This is a genomic window from Bradyrhizobium sp. USDA3010, from assembly GCF_056429065.1.
The window spans coordinates 75,685-92,730 of sequence record NZ_JBWJZD010000023.1 but is presented as its reverse complement, the minus strand read 5'-3'; the positions used below and the strand labels follow the sequence as shown (position 1 = coordinate 92,730).

Genomic DNA, 17,046 nt, shown 5'->3' with positions numbered 1-17,046 from the left:
ATCCGCGGCTATCGGCGATCGGCAACTACTTTCGGTTCTTGTCCAAGTCCTGTGCCATCGCGAGATGGTGCTGGAGCGCGGGCAGGGTCTTGCCGGCCCAATCCTTTAGCTTCGGATCATCGCCGCCCTTGGCGTAGCGTTCGAACAGCGAGACGGCATCCTTGTGGGCGCTGACCTGCATCGGGTCGTACTCACTGGCGAAATCGTCCGCCTTCGCATCGCGCAGCCGCCCGAGCTTCTTCTCGGCGCTGTCGTCGAGGCCGGTCGGCAAAGCCGACTTCATCTCGCCGCTGACCATCTCCTTCAACTCCGTGCTCGTCTTGGTATGGTCAGTGATCATCTGACCGGCGAATTTCTTTTCCGCTGCATTTCCCTTCTGCTGGGCAATCTTCGCCGCCTCGATCTCCAGCATGTCACTCGTGGCGGCTTCCTTGATGAAATCCTCCGTCTTCGGCGCGACGCCGAGGACGGAGTTGACGCCGGTTTTCTCACCCACCGATTGGGCCAGCACGGGTAAGGTCAACCCGCAGCCGATGGCAATCGCCAGAATGGTTCGCTTCATCGCTCGCCTCCTCAGGCCGCTTCGGCGTTGATTGCGCTGGTGGCCAGCTTGGTGAGCGTTTCGTCGGTTTTCCTTTCCTCGGCCAGGGTCTGGTCGATGAGCTTGACGGCGTCCTTCATGCTGAGCTTGTCCGCCCAAGCCTTCAATGTGCCGTAACGTGCAATCTCGTAATGCTCGACCGCCTGGGCTGCGGAAACCAGGCCCGGATCGAGCGCCGGAGTGTCGGCGTACTCCGCCATGATCTCCTTGCCTTCGTCGAGAATCCCCTCGATGGCATCGCACTTCTTGCCGCGTGCCGGCTTGTCCATCAGATCGAAGATCTGCTCAAGCCGTTCGATCTGTCCTTCGGTCTCGTCATGATGCTTCTCGAATGCCGCACGCAGATCCTCGGACTCGGCGGCCTTGGCCATGCGCGGCAATGCCTTGAGGATCTGCTTTTCGGCGTAGTAGATGTCCTTGAGGGTATCGAGGAAGAGTGCGCTGAGATCCTTCTCTGGCATGGATTAGCTCCGTGATTGCGGGTTGACGGTACGCATAACATGCGTCCTACAACCTCGTTCCTATCCGTGACGGCTGGCGGCCGAAACCAGGACTTGCGTGGCTTTGCCGCAAGGCTGTCAAGGAACGAAGTGTCGACGCGTCAGTTGGAGGGGACACATACCCAAAGGAGAACGGCATGGATTGGAATCGGGTCGAAGGCAACTGGAAGCAGGTCAAGGGCAAGGTCAAGGAGCAGTGGGGCAAGCTCACCGACGACGACCTCGATGTCATCGCCGGCAAGCAAGACCAGCTCGAAGGTCGCCTGCAGCAACGCTATGGCTACGCCAAGGACCAGGCGACAAAAGAGGTGCACGACTGGTACGACCGTCAGAAGTGGTGAACACATTCTCACGCTCCGCTTCGGCGGGCCTTCTTGCGTCCTTCGTGAACTGGAACGCAAGGCGATGCGCCGCGTTGGAGGACGCTGTCGCGAGCAGGTTTGAGCGATGGGACAGCTTCTCAGCCCACCGGTTCGCGTGCGCCGCACCTCTGGACATGCAAAAGTTGTTCGGAACAGGGGTGCCGTGGGCGACGCCCGGATGAACTGTGCACCCGAATGTGCCGTGTTCACCAACTGTGGCTCATCGTCTCGGGCGGCGAGACCGATGCTTGCATACTCGCCACGGTGCTGGCAGCCGATCAATGTCGGCTACCGCGTCATTATTGCCGAGGACGCGCTGTGGGCTTCGACGGCCGATATCGTACGTGTCTGGGCTGTCAATGATCGAGGCAGCTGCGAACCGATTGAGAGCCTCTCGTCGAAATGGCGAACGGCCAACAAGGAACCCGGGGAAGTTTCTGACGTTGCCGCACGTGGCGCGACGGGAACCTTGCAGGGGCTACATACTGCAGCGCTGGGTGGCGCCCGACATCACCAGCGGGGAGGGGCCGCTGGCATCCTGGTCCATGGACAATCTCGCGCAGTATCTCAAGAGGAGCTCACCGCCAGTGGCGCGACCTACCAGGACCTCTGCTCGGCGTGTCACAAATCCGACGGCACCGGCGTCCCGAACCTGATTCCCGACCTATCGCACGCCGCCACCGGCGACCCGACGACGGTGTTGCGGGTGATCCTGCAGGGCGCGCAGAGCGTGGCGACCGACCGGGTGCCGACGGGACCTGCCATGCCGGCGTTCGGCTGGCAGCTCAACGATGCGCAGGTCGCTGCCGTCGCCAGCTACGTTCGCAATTATTGGGGCAAAGGCCCAGCCGTCAGCGAGGAGCAGGTCAAGACGGAACGTGCGGCGCTCCACGCCAGAACGAACTGGCCTCACGTTCGGGTCAGGAAATCCATCAGCCCGAGCCAGAGCAGGATGCCGAGCCAGAACAATCCGGCGCTGGCAAACAGCAGGGTCAGTGCATTCCGATGCCGCAGCTCCATGAAGATGGCGGCGACCAGTGCGGCCTTGATGATGCCGATGCCAAGCGCGACCACGGCATTCGCCGCGCCGAGCGGCACATAGGCCATCGTCACGGTCAGCGCGAGCAGACCCAGCAGGCCAAGCCAGGCGGCAATCAGCGGAAGCGAGGGGCGCCATTGCGTCATCATATGGCGGACCTTCCCGGCAAATAGATCAGCGCAAACAGGAATATCCAGACGATATCAACGAAGTGCCAGTATAGCGCCGCGCTGCGCAGCGCGGCGCGGTGCCGGGTCGAAGGGGCGTTGCGGCAAAGGATCGCGAGTATCGTCAGCAGCCCGATGCCGATGATCATGTGGAAGGCATGGATTGCGGTCGCGACGAAGTAGAAGATGAAGAACAGCTGGACGCCGTTGGCCAGTTCGCCCGTGAACCGGAAATCGAGTCCCGGCACGAGGTGCTCCTCGTACTCCCCGTGATACTCGATGCCCTTCAGCACGATGAAGGCGAGCCCGAGGCAAGTTGCTCCAGCGAGAAGCCGAGCCGTCAATCTCCGTGTTTCTGCCGAAAAGATCTCGACCGCCCAGGCAACCAGGAAACTGGAGGTGAGCAGGATCGCGGTGTTCGCCGTTCCGATCACGATCTCGGTGTGCCGGCTGCCGGTCGCAAAGCCCTGCAGGTAGGCGTGCCGATAGACGAAATAGGCGAGCAGCAGAGCGCCGAACAGCAGCACCTCAGTGGCGATGAAGACCCACATGCCGAGCTCGGCAGTCTCATCGCGATGGGCGACCGAGGTGAATTGCGGGGCGACGGTGGGACTGTCAGGCATTCTGCGGCTCCGCCTCGAATTCGGGCGAGTATTGGTAGGGCGCGCGGGTCACGACGGGCTGGATGTCGAAATTGTGCTCGGGCGGCGGCGAAGATGTCTGCCACTCGAGCCCCGGCGCGTTCCAGGGATTGGCGGGCGCGCGGGCGCCGAAGAACACGGAATAGCCGAGGTAGAACAGCGGCAGCAGGTAGGCCGCGGCGAGGACGGTGGCACCGCCCGACGACAGCACATTCCAGACCTGGAATTCGGGCGGATAGACGTGGTAGCGCCGCGGCATGCCCTCGGCGCCGAGCACGAATTGCGGGAAGAATGTCAGATTGAACCCGAGGAAGATCAGGATCGCCGCGGCCCGCGCCCAGGATTCCGAATAAAGCCGGCCCGTGATCTTCGGCCACCAGTAATGCATCCCGCCGAAATAGGCGGTCACCATGCCGCCAACCATGATGTAGTGGAAATGCGCGACCACGAAATAGGTATCGGTGGCGTGTACGTCGAAGGCCAGGCAGGCGAGGAACAGGCCGGTCAGGCCGCCGATCGTGAACAGCCCGATGAAGGCCAGTGCGTACAGCATCGGCGCGTCGAACCGCAGTGACCCCTTGTGCAGGGTAGCGGTCCAGTTGAACACCTTGATCGCGGAGGGCACCGCAACCACGAAGCTCATGAAGGAGAACACGAGACTCGCGATCAGGGATTGCCCAGCCACGAACATGTGGTGGCCCCAGACCAGGAAGCCGAGCGCGGCGATCGCGAGGCTCGCCCAGGCCACGAACTTGTAGCCGAACACCGGCTTGCGCGAAAAGCAGGAGATCAGTTCGTTGATTACGCCCATGCCGGGCAGGATCATGATGTAGACCGCCGGATGCGAGTAGAACCAGAACAAATGCTGGAACAGCAGCGGATCACCGCCGATCCGCGGGTCGAAGAAACCAACGCCGAAGTAGCGCTCGACCGCGATCAGCACCAGCGTGATCGCCAGCACCGGCGTCGCGAGCACGAGGATCACCGATGTCGCGTAGAGCGACCAAATAAACAACGGCAGCCGGTACCAGGTCAGTCCGGGGGCGCGCAGCCGGTGAATGGTGACGATGAAGTTCAGCCCGGTCAGGATCGACGAGAAGCCAGCGATGAAGACGCCGGCGGCGGCGACCATGACATAGCTGTTGGAATAGAGCGTCGAGAACGGGGTGTAGAAGGTCCAGCCGGTATCGATGCCGCCGGCCAGGATCGCAAACAGCGTCACGCTGCCGCCAAGCATGAAGATGTACCAGCTCAACAGGTTGAGCCGCGGGAAGGCGAGGTCGCGCGCGCCGATCATCAACGGCACGATGAAGTTGCCGAGCGTGTTGGGGATCGACGGGATCAGGAAGAACCACACCATGATGATGCCATGCATGGTGAACAGCCGATTATAGATGTCGGAGCTGACGAGATCGGCCTGCGGCGTGGCGAGTTCGATCCGCATTGCGGTCGCCGCCGCGCCGCCGATGAAAAAGAACAGGGTGAGACTTGCGAAATAGAGGATCGCGATGCGCTTGTGGTCGATGGTGAAGAACCACGAATGGAGCGTATAGTTAGCGGTGAGGTAATTGGTTTCGGCCATGGCTATCGACCTAGCGATTTAATGTAGAGGACCAGGCGGAGCAGCTGATCCTCCGTTATCTTGCCCTCAAAGGACGGCATTAGCGGCTCGTAACCCGCGGCGATCTGGCTGCGCGGTAGCAGGATGGAGTCGCGGATGTATTTGTCGTCGGCGATCACAGTGCTTCCGTCGGACAGCGGCACTGGGCTGCCGTAGACTCCCTCAAGTTGCGGCGCATGGATCTTGCTGCCCGGGCTATGGCAGCCGCTGCACCCGAGTTGGCGGAACAGCGCGGCGCCTTCGTCCGCCAGCGGGCTCGCGGGCGCCTGTTGCGAGAGCCACGCGGCGAAATCGGCTTCCGCCATGACCACGATGTCGCCGATCATTCCGGAATGGTCAGTGCCGCAATATTCGGCGCAGAACAGGTGATACTGCCCGATTCTCTGCGCTGTGATGTCGAGGTCCTGATATCGTCCGGGAACCACGTCGTGCTTCAGCCGGAGGGCAGGAATGAAAAAGCTGTGAATGACGTCCTGTGAGGCCATCACCAGCCGGACCGGACGATTGACCGGCATGTGCAACGCGTTGATCTCGGACTGTCCGCCGGGATGCTGAACCTTCCACATCCACTGCGTGGCGACCACGAAAGTCGTTAGTTCGTCGGGCGGCCTTCGGTGGATTTCGAAGTAGACGCTGGCTCCCCAGACGAAGAGGCCAAGGAAGCAGAGCAGAGACAGTGTGGTCCAGCTGACCTCCCAGCGCCAGCTCTTGGCCTCGTGATTCTCGCGGTCCACCTCGTTGCCGGCGCGGTAGCGGACGCAAAACAGGGCCATCAGGAAGAACAGCAGGCCGAGCACGAGGGCGCTGGTGATCAGGAGGCCGACGAACAGCAGGTCGACGTCGCCTCCCTCTGGAGACACGCCCGGGTGCCAGAACGGGATCCATTGGCGCCACATGCTCAGGCCACCTTCGGCGACCGAGCTGGCGACATACGGCATCTCATTGCGTGGGCCATCCGGGCAGGCCCCTTCGCAGCAACAGTTCGGCAGCGCGCTTGACCGGGACACGCACGATGCCGTGGTCGCGATCGACCCACACGTAGGTATCAGCAATCTCGGCGTCCTCACGGCGTACAAGCTCAAGCTCGTCGGATGGCGCAACTTCGAGCGGAGGAGCGTCCGCGCTGAGCGTCGGTCGCGCGGCGGGGCGGGCGTGGCGCATCGATTGCGGAAAGATCAGTGGCATCACGAGTGGGACGATCAGCACGAACGTGCCGAGGCCGGCTGCGATGCAGGCGACGGCGTTTGTCTCGATGTCCGACCGTTCGTAGTCGAAGCCGCCCGTTTCAGCCATGGTTTGAGCCCTTGCGCCCACGGACAATGCGGAGCAGGCCCCAGTGTTCCTCGGTTTGGAACCAATCGGCGAAGACGAGATTGACGACGATCAGGTACTCCGCCCGCTGGTCGGCTCCGGATGGCTCAAATCTTCTCACCCGCCGCCGATACGTGGATGCGGCTGTTTCTCGTTGGAAGCCTCTCGCTGATCGCCGGCGGCACCGTTGGGATCATCGGCTTTGCGCGGTCCGCCTACATGACCTCGACCGATATTCGTCCAAAGCAGCCGGTACCGTTCAGCCACCGTCACCACGCGGGTGAACTCGGGATCGATTGCCGATATTGCCACAGCAGTGTCGAAAGCGGTCCTCAAGCCGGCCTGCCGCCGACGGAAACGTGCATGACCTGCCACTCGCAAATCTGGACCGACGCCGCGATGCTGGAACCGGTCAGGGAAAGCTTTGTTCGTCACACGCCCATCCAGTGGACGCGTGTCGCGAAGCTGCCGGACTATGTCTATTTCCGCCATGACATCCACGTCGCAAAAGGCGTCGGATGCGCAACATGCCACGGCCGCATCGATCAAATGGCGCTCACCTATCGCGCCCAGTCTTTTACCATGGAGTTCTGCCTGGATTGTCATCGCGATCCCGCGCCGAGGCTGCGGCCGCCGGAACACGCCACCGACATGGCGTGGACGCCTCCGGCGGACGCACGGGCCAAAGGCGAGGCGATAGCGGCGCATGAAAAGATCCGCGTTGGCGAACTTGCCCATTGCACCGTGTGTCACCGATGAAGCGCGACGTCCGACAGCTGCGCGATCGGCGCTTGCCGCCGGAAGGCGGCCAGCACCAGTGGTCGACCATCGAGGAACTGTCAGGAGATCCAGCGTTCCAGGCCTTCGTCGACGCGGAATACCCTGCCGCGCAACAGTTTTCGCCGACCGCTCGCCGCGAATTCCTCAAGCTGATGGGCGCATCCTTCGCGCTCGCCGGGCTCGCTGGCTGCGAAAAGAGCCCATTCGTCGCGGCAGTGCCTTACGTCAACCAGCCCGACGATGCGACGATCGGTGCGCCGCGCGCCTATGCCACGGCCGTTGTCCTTGATGGATACGCGCAGCCGGTGATCGCCACGACCTATTCGGGACGTCCGACCAAGCTGGACGGCAATCCTGAGCACCCTGTCACTGGCGGCCGTAGCGACGTCTTCATGCAAAGCGCGGTGCTCCAGCTCTACGATCCCGATCGTGCCGGCGCACCGACGCGTCACGGTGAACCGGTTAGCTGGAAGGACATAATTGCGGCAATCAGCCTTCTCCGCGAGGGATGGACGAAGGACCAGGGCGATGGACTGCGGCTGTTGGTGGGGCCGACCACGTCTCCGACCATGCTGCGACAGCTCGATGCGCTGCGCCGGCAGTTTCCCAAGGCGCATGTTCACCTCCACGCGCCTGCCGGCGCCGTTCTGCAGCGGCCGTTGGCGGCGGCGGCATATGGCAAGCCATTGGACTTGCATTACGTGCTGGAGCGATGCGACGTTATTGTGAGCCTCGACGATGACATCCTCGGCCCCGGGCCCTACCAGGTGCGCAACGCGCGGGGCTGGGCCGCCTCCCGGCATCGGTACGCCGATCGTCCGGGGAATCGCCTGTTCATGGCGGAGAGCGTGCCGTCGGCGACCGGCGCGATGGCGGGCGATCGCCTGATCGCGGATGCGTGGCGCATGCCGCATCTTGCGGAAGCTCTGGCAAATGCGCTTGGCGTCGAAGGTGCTGGCGCGAGTGAAGTGACCGAGCGTGAGCGCAACTGGATTAGACGCGCAGCTGGCGCCTGCAGTAAGGCACGCGGCAAGTCGCTGGTCGCGGCCGGTCCGGTCGGGGGCGAGGCGACGGCCATCTGGGCCGCGCGGATTAACGATGCGCTTGGCAATCCCGGGCAGACGTTGAAGTTCACCGATCCGATCGTGGGCCCGGCGAATGCAGCGACACTCGCAGAACTGGTGTCCGACATCACCGCCGGAAAGGTTTCCTCGCTCGTCGTGATCGATTGCAATGTCGCTTACAGCGCTCCCGGGGAGCTCAACGTAGCGGAAGCGCTACGGCGAGTTCGGACATCACTTCATGTTGGCCGGCAGCGCGACGAAACCGGCATCCTCTGCGAGTGGCAACTCCCGCTTGCGCATGCTCTAGAGAGCTGGAGCGACGCGCGAGCCGTCGACGGTACGGCAACCATCATCCAGCCGGTCATCGTCCCGTTCTATGACGTGAGGACCGTGCACCAGATCCTCGGGATGCTGCTCGGCGAAATCGATCCAGCTTCCGATGCCGCCGTGCGGGCGACCTGGCATACCGCCTTCGGTGATACGTTTTCGGCGCGTTGGAAGCAGGCGCTGCATGATGGCTTCGTTGAGGGCTCCGCAGCCTTCGTGGATGCGAGGCCGGTCGACGGAAATACTGCTGAGGCTGTGTCGGACGACGGGCTCGACATCGTATTTTGGCCCGATCCTACCATTTGGGATGGGCAATTCGCCAATGTCGGCTGGTTGCAGGAATTGCCGAAGCCGCTGACGACGGTCACCTGGAGCAACGTCATCACCATCGGCCCTGAGCTGGCCGATCGGTTGTCGGCCGCAAATGGCGATCATGCCGAGGTACGGATCGGCGACCGCAGCGTCACAGGTCCGGTCTGGATCATGCCTGGACAGGCCGGTAATACGGTCGCGCTCTATCTTGGCTATGGCCGGACGAGGGCAGGGCGTGTCGGCGATGGTCTCGGCTACAATGCCTACCAGGTGCGGCCGCCCGATCAGCCATGGCTCGCCAAGGGCGGCCTGCGCAAGCTTGACGGGACCGAAACGCTCGCCGTCACGCAATCGCATCACCGGATGGAGGGCTTTGACTTCGTCCGCGAGGCGAGCCCGGGCGAGACCGGAAAGCCGCCGTCGTCCGGGCAAGCGAGCTTCTATCCGAAATGGACGTCATCGCGGAACGCTTGGGGCATGGTGATAGACCTCGATGCCTGTATCGGCTGCAACGCCTGCGTCGCGGCCTGCACGGCCGAGAACAACGTTCCTGTCGTCGGAGCCGAGCAGGTCAAGGTCGGCCGCGAGATGCACTGGCTGAGGATCGCCCGCTACTACACGGGCAGCGTCGAGGAGCCCACGAGTTATTTTCACCCGGTGCCCTGCATGCATTGCGAGGACGCTCCCTGCGAAATGGGATGCCCAGTGCACGCGACCACGCACAGCCCGGAAGGGCTCAATCAGATGGTCTACAATCGCTGCATCGGCACCCGAACCTGCTCGAGCTACTGCCCCTACAAGGTACGGCGCTTCAATTTCTTCGACTACCGCGTCCCGGCCGATTCTCCCACACAGGCTGCGCACAATCCCGAGGTGACGGTGCGTTCGCGCGGCGTGATGGAGAAATGCACCTATTGCGTCCAGCGCATCGAGACGGCTCATGTCGCTGCGGACAAGGAGAGCCGTCCGCTGCGCGACGGCGAGGTCGTGACCGCCTGCCAGCAGGCCTGTCCCACCAAGGCAATTGTCTTCGGTGACATCAATGATCCGAGTTCGGAGGTGTCGCGGTTGAAGCGCAACGGTCGGCACTACGTGCTGCTCGAGGAGCTGGGGACGCGACCGCGCACCACCTATCTGGCGCGCTGGCGCGACGGTGACACGGAATCGAGGCAGGGATGAGCGAGCGATCAGACATCCTGCCGACACGCCAGAGCATGGGCGGCATCGCCGATCAGCTCACCGGCATCCCGCTGCATTTTCCGGCAGAACGGCGCTGGCTGATTGCGATGGCGCTTGCGAGCGCGTTGCTGCTGTTGCTGGTGATCTCGGTGGTCGAGCTCTTTACGCGCGGCGTTGGCATCTGGGGCATCAACATCCCCGTCAACTGGGCCTTCGCCATCCACAATTACGTCTGGTGGCTCGGCATCGGCCATGCCGGGACGCTGATCTCGGCGCTGCTGTTGCTGACCGGAAGCGAGTGGCGCAACTCGCTCAATCGCTTCGCCGAGACCATGACGCTGTTCGCCGTGGTCTGTGCCGGCATCTATCCGATTTTGCATCTCGGCCGCCCCTGGTACGTCTACTGGATGTTCCCCTATCCCGCGACCACGGGCGTGTGGCCGCAGTTTCGTAGCCCGCTGGAATGGGACATTTGGGCGGTGCTCACCTATTTAGCGGTCTCGTTGGCCTTCTGGTACACCGGCCTGATCCCTGATCTGGCCGCGGCACGCGATCGTGCGACCGGGCGTGGCTGGCAGATCTTCTTCGGCATCACGGCGCTCGGATGGCGTGGTTCGGCAAGGCATTGGCAGCGCTGGCAGCAGGCATACCGGCTGACCGCGGGGCTCGCCGTGCCGTTGGTCGTCTCGGTTCACAGCGAGGTGTCACTGCTGTTCGCGGCCGGACAGATTCCGGGCTGGCACTCGACAATCTTCCCGCCTTACTTCGTACTGGGCGCAGCCTTCTCCGGCTTCGCCGTCGTCTCCATCATCGCGGTCTCGCTGCGCTCCTGGTTCGGGCTCAAGAACCTCGTGACCGATGATCATCTCGATCTCCTTGGAACGGTCCTGCTCGCGACCGGCCTGATGACGGCGTACGGCTATGTATTCGAGGTTTTCGACACGGTCTATTCCGGCGAGGCGCACGAGATCCAAACGTTGGCCGACCGTTTTGCCGGCGCCTACGCCTGGACTTATTGGGGCGCGGTCATCTTCAACTTCATTCCGCTCCAGGCACTGTGGTTGCGCACGGTCCGGCGGAGCGGGAGGATGCTGCTCTTGATCTCCGCGTCCGTCGTGGTCGGAATGTGGCTCGAACGCTACATGATCCTGGTCACCAGCCTCTATCGCGATTTCCTGGTGTCGTCATGGGGCCACTTCACGCCAAGCTTCTGGGACTGGTCGACTTATTTCGGCACGATCGGGCTGTTTCTGGTGCCGTTCCTCATCGCTATCCGGCTCATTCCCATGATCTCGATCTTCGAGAGCAAGGAGTTGCTCCACGAGGAGAAGGAGGAGCAGCAACATGGCTAAGCAGCCCTACGGCGCATTGGCTGAATTCAAGAGTCCGGAAGACCTGCTGGCGGCGACACGCAAGGCGAGGGAGGCCGGCTATCGCAGCCTCGATGCCTTCACTCCGTTTCCGGTCGAGGGATTGGATCGCACCCTGCGGTTTCCGCGGCCAAACATCTCTCTCGTCGGTCTCGGCGGAGCGATCGCCGGTGCCAGCACTGCGCTCGCCATGCAGTTCTTCATCAATTACGACTACCCGCTCAATGTCGGGGGACGGCCGATCTATCCGGTCTCGGCCTTTGCGGTCGTGACCTTCGAGCTCACGATTCTGTTCTCCGCGCTTGCCATGCTGATCGGGATGCTATGGCAGAATGGGCTGCCCCGGCTCAGCTATCCCGTGTTCAACGGCGAGCGATTTCAGCGGGCGAGCAAGGACCGGTTCTTCCTTTGCGTCGGCGCTGACGACGCCAAGTTCGACACGGGCGAGACGCTGACCTTCCTCAGCAAAATCGGCGCCATGTCGGTGGAACTGGTGCCGGAATGAACAGATTGCTGGGCATCGTTGCGTTTGCCGGTCTGCTCGCCGGGTGTGATCAGAACATGGACGAGCAGCCGCGCTACAGCGAATATTCGCGCGCCCCGCTGTTTCGCGGCAGCGCGCTGCGGCCGCCTCCGGCGAACACGGTGGCCCGCGATGATCTGGACCGGGAAAAGGCGGCCAGCACCAAGCCTGCGTTGTCGGCGGAGCTGCTAGCCCGGGGGCGGGAACGCTTCGGCATTTTCTGTTCGCCGTGCCACGGTGCCGGTGGCGACGGGACCGGTATTGTCGTTCAGCGTGGCATGCCGCGGCCGACGAGCTATCACGACGACCGGCTGCGCAGCGCGGAAGACGAATATTTCTTCGACGTCATCACCAACGGCCATGGCGCGATGTATTCGTATGCGGCCCGCGTGCCGCCCGCGGATCGTTGGGCGATCGTCGCCTATATTCGCGTTCTGCAGCTCAGTCGTCATGCCTCGCTCGACGACGTGCCGGCGGACGAGCGCGCCAGGCTGGAGAGCCAGCCATGAGAGTTCCCAGGATCACAAGAAGCGCGGTGGCGGCAGTGTCGAGCCTGGTGCTGATCGCTGGATTTGTGATCGATGCCCGCTCGACCGTTGCAGCCTATCTCGTCGCCTGGAGCGCATGCGGTGCCATTCCGGTTGGCGCGCTGATTGTCTTCATGACAAGCTATCTGGTGCGGCGCCGCTGGACCGAGGCGTTGCATCCGACCTTTGTCGCGACATCTGGCATTCTACCCGTTGCCGCGCTGACGTTCATTCCCATCCTGCTCTTCATGAAGGAGATCTATCCCGCTATCGCGGATGGATCCCTATTGCCGCAGTTCAAGGCGCACTGGTTCGCGCCTTGGTTCTTCGTGCTGCGGACAGTGCTCTATTTCCTGATCTGGATCGCACTCGCCGAATGGCTCCGGCGCTCTTGGCGCAATGACGAGACGATGATGCGTGCCGCATCGGTCGGATCGATCGTGTGGACGCTGACCGTGTCGTTTGCCGGGATCGACTGGCTGGAATCGCTGGAGCCGGAATTTCATTCCTCGATCTATGGCCTTATCTTTCTCAGCTTCCTGCTGGTGAACGGAACGGCCTTCGTCATCGCGGCCGGCTTGCTGTCGGCAGGACAGATCGGTCCTAGTCGTGGCTACAGCGGGCTGCTGCTCTCGGTCCTGCTGCTGTGGTGCTACCTTCATGCCATGCAGTACATCGTGATCTGGTCGGGCAACATCCCCAAGGAGGTCACCTGGTATCTGGCACGGTCGGAGAATGGCTGGCAGTTCGTCCTGGCGGCGCTCTCATTCGGGCAGTTTGTGTTTCCTTTTTGCGCATTGCTCAGCCGCCGCGTACGATCGGACCCGCATTGGCTGCTGGCGCTGTGCGGGTTAGCGCTGGCGATGCGCTGGCTCGAAGCCGCAATCCTCATCCTGCCGGTCATTCACGGGCTATCCGTGATGGTCACTGGCGCAATGTTGATTGCGGCCGGCCTCTTCCTCGGCACAGTGTTCTGGCTGGCATTCGACACGGTTCTAACGCGATCGCAAGAAAGGGAGCCTTTGGGCGCTATCTGGTGGCGCGCTCGCGCCGGAGCAGCAACCCGATCAGCAGGGCAAGGGCGATGACGCTGACGGAGGAAGCCGCGACGAGCAACCGCCGCGCGGCGAACGTGTATGTGCCGCTGGTCGGATCGAAGCCATAGCAGAGCAGGTGGATCTGGTCGCTCCAGCGCCCAATACGCCCCTGGCCGGCTTCGACCACGGCAAGACGGAGGCTCGCGGCATCGACCGCAAGGGCCGAGAGCGCGCGCGAAATCCGCCCGTCCGGCGTCACCACGAAGGCGGCGGCGGGATGGGCGAACTGGTCGTGCTCGCGATCGTAGACTTGCCGTACGCCGAATGCGTCGGTCAAAGCGCCGATATCCGGCGCGGCCGCCCGCAGAAATACGCTGTGCTCGGTGAGCCCGCTTCTCGGGCTGACCTGCGCATTCTTCATGGCCAGTGCCTGAGCGGAGGTGTCCTTGGGATCAATGCCGACAACGACCAGCCGAAAGTCCCGACCAGCGCTCAAGCCAGCGTCGGCCAGCGCGTTCGACACGATCGATACCGCCGGCCCGCAGAGTGTTTCGCAGGTGTAGTCCGCCAGGACCCAGACGGTCGGGACGCCACCAAGCCAATATTGCAGCGGCGCGCTGCGGTCGCGTACGTCGTTCAGTCGGGTTTGCAGGGGCAATTGTGCATTCGCGCGAGGCACGAGGGTGACCTGCTCGAGCTGCGAACTGGAGAGGGCTGCTTGCGCCGGCAGTGTCATCGTGGTCCACGCGACAAGCGCCACCATCCATGCCGCGAGTTGCACACGGAGATGGCTCCTAGATTTGTCGACCCAGCATGGGAACAGCAAAATGCGCCTCATATCCGGCCATCGTTGGAACGAACCAGCGGGATGGGCAATGGTTCCAGGAGAAGGGCGCGAGTGGATCATCGGGATTCCGGGCCTGTTATCTGCCCTAACAGCATTGGCGGCGCGTGATGGACGACAAGGTTTACAAGCTAGAGCAGGGCGCCGGGCGACCCGCTCGCGGGTTTGTCAGGGTGCGCGGTGCGCGCGAGCACAATCTGAAGAACGTCGACGTGAACATCCCGCGCGACGCTTTGGTGGTGTTTACCGGCGTCTCCGGCTCGGGAAAGTCGTCGCTGGCATTCGGGACGCTGTACGCGGAGGCGCAACGACGGTATCTCGAGTCCGTTTCGCCCTACGCCCGCCGCCTGTTCCATCAGATGGCCGTGCCTGAAGTCGACGAGGTCGAGGGCCTGCCGCCGGCTGTGGCGCTCCAGCAGCAGCGGGGATCGCCGACCACACGATCCAGCGTCGGCAGCGTCACGACGCTGTCGAACCTGCTTCGGATGCTCTATTCGCGCGCTGGGGACTACCCGAAGTCGCAACCGCTGCTCTATGCCGAGGCTTTCTCGCCCAATTCGGCGGAGGGAGCCTGTCCGAAGTGTCATGGTCTTGGCCGCGTCTATGACGTGACCGAGCGATCGATGGTGCCTGACGATACCCTCACCATCCGCGAACGTGCTGTCGCGGCGTGGCCGACGGCATGGCACGGCCAGAACCTGCGCGATATTCTGACGACGCTTGGCTACGACATTGATACGCCCTGGCGCGAGCTTCCCAAGAAGGCGCGAAACTGGATCCTGTTCACGGACGAGCAGCGCACGGTTCCGGTTTATGCAGGTTATGACCTCAAGGAGGTCCAGCGAGCGCTGCGGCGCAAGGAGGAGCCGAGCTACCAGGGCACTTTCACCGGCGCCCGGCGCTACGTTATGGAGACGTTCGCCAATACGACCAGCGCGATGATGAAGAAGCGGGTCGCGCAATTCATGCTGAGCGCCGAATGTTCCGCCTGCCACGGCAAGCGGCTGAAGCCAGAGGCGCTTTCCGTCAAGTTTGCCCGCATGGATATCGCCGACATGGCGCGCGTTCCGCTGAAGCAACTGGCGGAGCTGATGGGGCCTTATTGTAATGGCACTCTTGGCCGACGGGACGCTCACCCGGAAAAGACGATTGTCGTGCAGCGGATCGCGCAGGATCTGAGCGCGCGGCTTGGCGTGCTGCTCGATCTCGGTCTTGGCTATCTTACCCTGGAGCGGAGCACGCCCACCCTGTCTCCGGGCGAACTCCAGCGCCTGCGTCTGGCGACGCAGGTACGCTCCAACTTGTTCGGCGTGGTCTATGTGCTCGACGAGCCGTCGGCGGGGCTCCATCCCTCCGACACCGAGGCACTCCTGCGTGCGCTCGACAGGCTGAAGACGGTGGGAAATTCACTCTTTGTCGTCGAGCACGAGCTGGATGTCGTGCGCCATGCGGACTGGATAGTCGACGTCGGACCCGATGCGGGCAGGCGTGGCGGCGAAGTCCTTTACAGCGGCCCAATCGATGGACTGAAATCCGTAGAGAGATCGCGCACCGCGAAATATCTGTTTGGTCAGGCTATTCCACCTCAACAAAAGGTGCGCGCGCCGCAGGGGTGGCTTAAGCTGAGCGGCGTCACGCGCAACAATCTCAGAGCTATCAATGTCGCATTCCCGCTGGGCGTATTGACGACAGTCACCGGCGTATCGGGCTCGGGCAAATCGAGCCTCGTCAGCCAGTTTCTCGTCGAGGCGCTGAGGGGGCATTTTGGTCAGTCTCATGTGCCGGACGATGACGACGAAAACGCCCTTGAACGCGCCCCGGTCGAGCCATCGATCGGCAAAATCGTTGAAGGGATCGATCACCTGAAACGGCTGGTCGTCGTGGACCAGAAGCCGATCGGTCGAACTCCGCGCTCCAATCTGGCGACCTACACAGGTCTCTTCGACGACGTGCGAAAGCTGTTCGCGCAGACGAACGAGGCACGCCGATGCCGGTTCGATGCCGGGCGGTTCTCCTTCAACCTGCCGAAGGGGCGCTGCCCCACCTGCCAGGGAGAGGGTTTCGTCTGTGTCGAGCTGCTTTTCCTGCCGAGCGTTTATGCGCCTTGTACGGAATGCCAGGGTGCGCGCTACAATCGGGAGACCCTCCAGATCAAGCTTAAGGGCAAGTCGATCGCCGACGTTTTGGGAATGACGGTCGATGAGGCCCATGCATTCTTCGTCGAGAGTGCCCCGATTGCGAGATCGCTCGATGTGATCCGGCAAGTCGGCCTCGGTTACATCCGTCTTGGTCAGCCGGCGACGGAGCTGTCCGGCGGCGAGGCGCAACGGGTGAAGCTCGCCACAGAACTTCAGCGCACCCAGCGGTCCGGAAGTATCTACATCCTTGATGAGCCGACGACGGGCCTGCATCCGTCCGACGTCGAGAAGCTGATCGTTCAACTCGACGGGCTGGTGCAGGCGGGGAGCACCGTGATTGTCGTGGAGCACGACATGAGCGTCGTCGCCGCAGGCGATTGGGTGGTTGATATTGGGCCTGGTGCAGGCGATGAGGGAGGGCAGGTCGTCGCAGCGGGACTGCCGGCGGAGATCGCGCGGCACGAGTCGAGCCGCACGGCGCCCTATCTGGCGCGGGTGCTGGAAGAATATCGGTAGGGAGGATGAGAAGCAGCGAGTTCGGGGTTGCCGAAGTTCAAGATGCTTTGCACCTGTGCATAACGTGCAGAATATCTTTGCGCCAGGCGGCGTCTGGCAAACGTCCTGGATGGAGCGGGTTTTGCCGATGGTCGTGCCGGTCGTATCGCGCTTTCAGGCGAGCACCATCTTTACGCGTTTCGCTATG

The 17,046-nt window shown here is 62.7% G+C and carries 16 protein-coding genes and 1 pseudogene; 9 read left to right on the top strand and 8 right to left on the bottom strand.

Going from position 1 to position 17,046, the window contains the following annotated elements; genetic code table 11:
• Positions 1-25: 25 nt before the first annotated feature.
• Both AC066Y_RS29065 and AC066Y_RS29060 read right to left on the bottom strand, forming a co-directional pair.
• Positions 26-562 (bottom strand): DUF4142 domain-containing protein, encoded by a 537-nt coding sequence (locus tag AC066Y_RS29065; protein WP_478276855.1) that lies wholly within the window; start codon positions 560-562, stop codon positions 26-28.
• Between the two features lie 11 nt (positions 563-573).
• Positions 574-1,062 (bottom strand): YciE/YciF ferroxidase family protein, encoded by a 489-nt coding sequence (locus AC066Y_RS29060; RefSeq protein WP_478276854.1) that lies wholly within the window; start codon positions 1,060-1,062, stop codon positions 574-576.
• A 176-nt stretch (positions 1,063-1,238) separates the two neighbouring features.
• Here AC066Y_RS29060 and AC066Y_RS29055 point away from each other — a divergent pair, with 176 nt between their 5' ends.
• A complete protein-coding gene (locus AC066Y_RS29055) occupies positions 1,239-1,442 on the top strand; it encodes a CsbD family protein (RefSeq protein WP_478276853.1) in 204 nt (67 codons plus the stop codon).
• Positions 1,443-1,548: 106 nt separating this feature from the next.
• Positions 1,549-2,283 (top strand): annotated as a pseudogene (locus tag AC066Y_RS29050) (c-type cytochrome); the annotation flags it as partial.
• A gap of 89 nt (positions 2,284-2,372) precedes the next feature.
• Here the strand turns inward: AC066Y_RS29050 and AC066Y_RS29045 are convergent.
• Genes AC066Y_RS29045 through AC066Y_RS29025 form a run of 5 tightly spaced genes read right to left on the bottom strand, consistent with a single transcriptional unit; the run spans position 2,373 to position 6,224 of the window.
• Positions 2,373-2,651 carry a cytochrome C oxidase subunit IV family protein gene (locus AC066Y_RS29045; RefSeq protein WP_478276852.1) on the bottom strand — a complete coding sequence of 93 codons (279 nt, stop codon included), beginning with the start codon at positions 2,649-2,651 and terminating at the stop codon, positions 2,373-2,375.
• Positions 2,648-3,292, bottom strand: a complete 645-nt coding sequence (locus AC066Y_RS29040) for a cytochrome c oxidase subunit 3 (RefSeq protein WP_478276851.1) — start codon at positions 3,290-3,292, stop codon at positions 2,648-2,650. Before AC066Y_RS29040 ends, AC066Y_RS29045 begins: the two co-directional genes overlap by 4 nt.
• A complete protein-coding gene (gene ctaD / locus AC066Y_RS29035; RefSeq protein ID WP_478276850.1) occupies positions 3,285-4,892 on the bottom strand; it encodes a cytochrome c oxidase subunit I in 1,608 nt (535 codons plus the stop codon). Before ctaD ends, AC066Y_RS29040 begins: the two co-directional genes overlap by 8 nt.
• Positions 4,893-4,894: 2 nt before the next feature.
• Entirely contained in the window at positions 4,895-5,869 is a 975-nt protein-coding gene (gene coxB / locus AC066Y_RS29030; protein WP_478276849.1) for a cytochrome c oxidase subunit II, read from the bottom strand.
• A 1-nt stretch (position 5,870) separates the two neighbouring features.
• The gene (locus AC066Y_RS29025; RefSeq protein WP_478276848.1) at positions 5,871-6,224 is read right to left on the bottom strand and encodes a hypothetical protein; all 354 of its coding nucleotides are present in this window, start codon (positions 6,222-6,224) and stop codon (positions 5,871-5,873) included.
• A gap of 120 nt (positions 6,225-6,344) precedes the next feature.
• Between AC066Y_RS29025 and AC066Y_RS29020 the strand changes: the two genes are divergently transcribed.
• Genes AC066Y_RS29020 through AC066Y_RS28995 form a run of 6 tightly spaced genes read left to right on the top strand, consistent with a single transcriptional unit; the run spans position 6,345 to position 13,412 of the window.
• The gene (locus AC066Y_RS29020; RefSeq protein WP_478276847.1) at positions 6,345-7,001 is read left to right on the top strand and encodes a cytochrome c3 family protein; all 657 of its coding nucleotides are present in this window, start codon (positions 6,345-6,347) and stop codon (positions 6,999-7,001) included.
• Positions 6,998-9,904: a TAT-variant-translocated molybdopterin oxidoreductase gene (locus AC066Y_RS29015; protein ID WP_478276846.1), complete on the top strand. Its 2,907-nt coding sequence runs from the start codon at positions 6,998-7,000 to the stop codon at positions 9,902-9,904. The genes AC066Y_RS29020 and AC066Y_RS29015 overlap by 4 nt, the downstream gene beginning before the upstream one ends.
• Entirely contained in the window at positions 9,901-11,256 is a 1,356-nt protein-coding gene (gene nrfD / locus AC066Y_RS29010; RefSeq protein ID WP_478276845.1) for an NrfD/PsrC family molybdoenzyme membrane anchor subunit, read from the top strand. Before AC066Y_RS29015 ends, nrfD begins: the two co-directional genes overlap by 4 nt.
• Complete coding sequence (locus AC066Y_RS29005) at positions 11,249-11,779, top strand: DUF3341 domain-containing protein (protein ID WP_478276844.1); 531 nt, start codon at positions 11,249-11,251, stop codon at positions 11,777-11,779. Before nrfD ends, AC066Y_RS29005 begins: the two co-directional genes overlap by 8 nt.
• Entirely contained in the window at positions 11,776-12,306 is a 531-nt protein-coding gene (locus AC066Y_RS29000; RefSeq protein WP_478276843.1) for a c-type cytochrome, read from the top strand. The genes AC066Y_RS29005 and AC066Y_RS29000 overlap by 4 nt, the downstream gene beginning before the upstream one ends.
• 26 nt (positions 12,307-12,332) lie before the next feature.
• The gene (locus AC066Y_RS28995) at positions 12,333-13,412 is read left to right on the top strand and encodes a hypothetical protein (protein ID WP_478276842.1); all 1,080 of its coding nucleotides are present in this window, start codon (positions 12,333-12,335) and stop codon (positions 13,410-13,412) included.
• Here the strand turns inward: AC066Y_RS28995 and AC066Y_RS28990 are convergent.
• Entirely contained in the window at positions 13,354-14,142 is a 789-nt protein-coding gene (locus tag AC066Y_RS28990; protein WP_478276841.1) for a thioredoxin domain-containing protein, read from the bottom strand. The genes AC066Y_RS28995 and AC066Y_RS28990 overlap by 59 nt on opposite strands.
• 173 nt (positions 14,143-14,315) lie before the next feature.
• On the opposite strand from AC066Y_RS28990, the gene uvrA reads away from it, so the two are divergent.
• Positions 14,316-16,859 carry an excinuclease ABC subunit UvrA gene (gene uvrA / locus AC066Y_RS28985; protein ID WP_478276840.1) on the top strand — a complete coding sequence of 848 codons (2,544 nt, stop codon included), beginning with the start codon at positions 14,316-14,318 and terminating at the stop codon, positions 16,857-16,859.
• Positions 16,860-17,046: the final 187 nt, after the last annotated feature.

Excerpts from the sequence above, each read along its gene's own strand:
- coxB (WP_478276849.1), bottom strand. The coding sequence starts at position 5,869 with ATGCCGTATGTCGCCAGCTCGGTCGCCGAAGGTGGCCTGAGCATGTGG.
- AC066Y_RS29045 (WP_478276852.1), bottom strand. The coding sequence starts at position 2,651 with ATGATGACGCAATGGCGCCCCTCGCTTCCGCTGATTGCCGCCTGGCTT.
- AC066Y_RS29055 (WP_478276853.1), top strand. The coding sequence starts at position 1,239 with ATGGATTGGAATCGGGTCGAAGGCAACTGGAAGCAGGTCAAGGGCAAG.
- AC066Y_RS29065 (WP_478276855.1), bottom strand. The coding sequence starts at position 562 with ATGAAGCGAACCATTCTGGCGATTGCCATCGGCTGCGGGTTGACCTTA.
- AC066Y_RS29000 (WP_478276843.1), top strand. The coding sequence starts at position 11,776 with ATGAACAGATTGCTGGGCATCGTTGCGTTTGCCGGTCTGCTCGCCGGG.
- AC066Y_RS29015 (WP_478276846.1), top strand. The coding sequence starts at position 6,998 with ATGAAGCGCGACGTCCGACAGCTGCGCGATCGGCGCTTGCCGCCGGAA.
- nrfD (WP_478276845.1), top strand. The coding sequence starts at position 9,901 with ATGAGCGAGCGATCAGACATCCTGCCGACACGCCAGAGCATGGGCGGC.
- ctaD (WP_478276850.1), bottom strand. The coding sequence starts at position 4,892 with ATGGCCGAAACCAATTACCTCACCGCTAACTATACGCTCCATTCGTGG.
- AC066Y_RS29040 (WP_478276851.1), bottom strand. The coding sequence starts at position 3,292 with ATGCCTGACAGTCCCACCGTCGCCCCGCAATTCACCTCGGTCGCCCAT.
- AC066Y_RS29005 (WP_478276844.1), top strand. The coding sequence starts at position 11,249 with ATGGCTAAGCAGCCCTACGGCGCATTGGCTGAATTCAAGAGTCCGGAA.
- AC066Y_RS29060 (WP_478276854.1), bottom strand. The coding sequence starts at position 1,062 with ATGCCAGAGAAGGATCTCAGCGCACTCTTCCTCGATACCCTCAAGGAC.
- uvrA (WP_478276840.1), top strand. The coding sequence starts at position 14,316 with ATGGACGACAAGGTTTACAAGCTAGAGCAGGGCGCCGGGCGACCCGCT.
- AC066Y_RS29020 (WP_478276847.1), top strand. The coding sequence starts at position 6,345 with ATGGCTCAAATCTTCTCACCCGCCGCCGATACGTGGATGCGGCTGTTT.
- AC066Y_RS29025 (WP_478276848.1), bottom strand. The coding sequence starts at position 6,224 with ATGGCTGAAACGGGCGGCTTCGACTACGAACGGTCGGACATCGAGACA.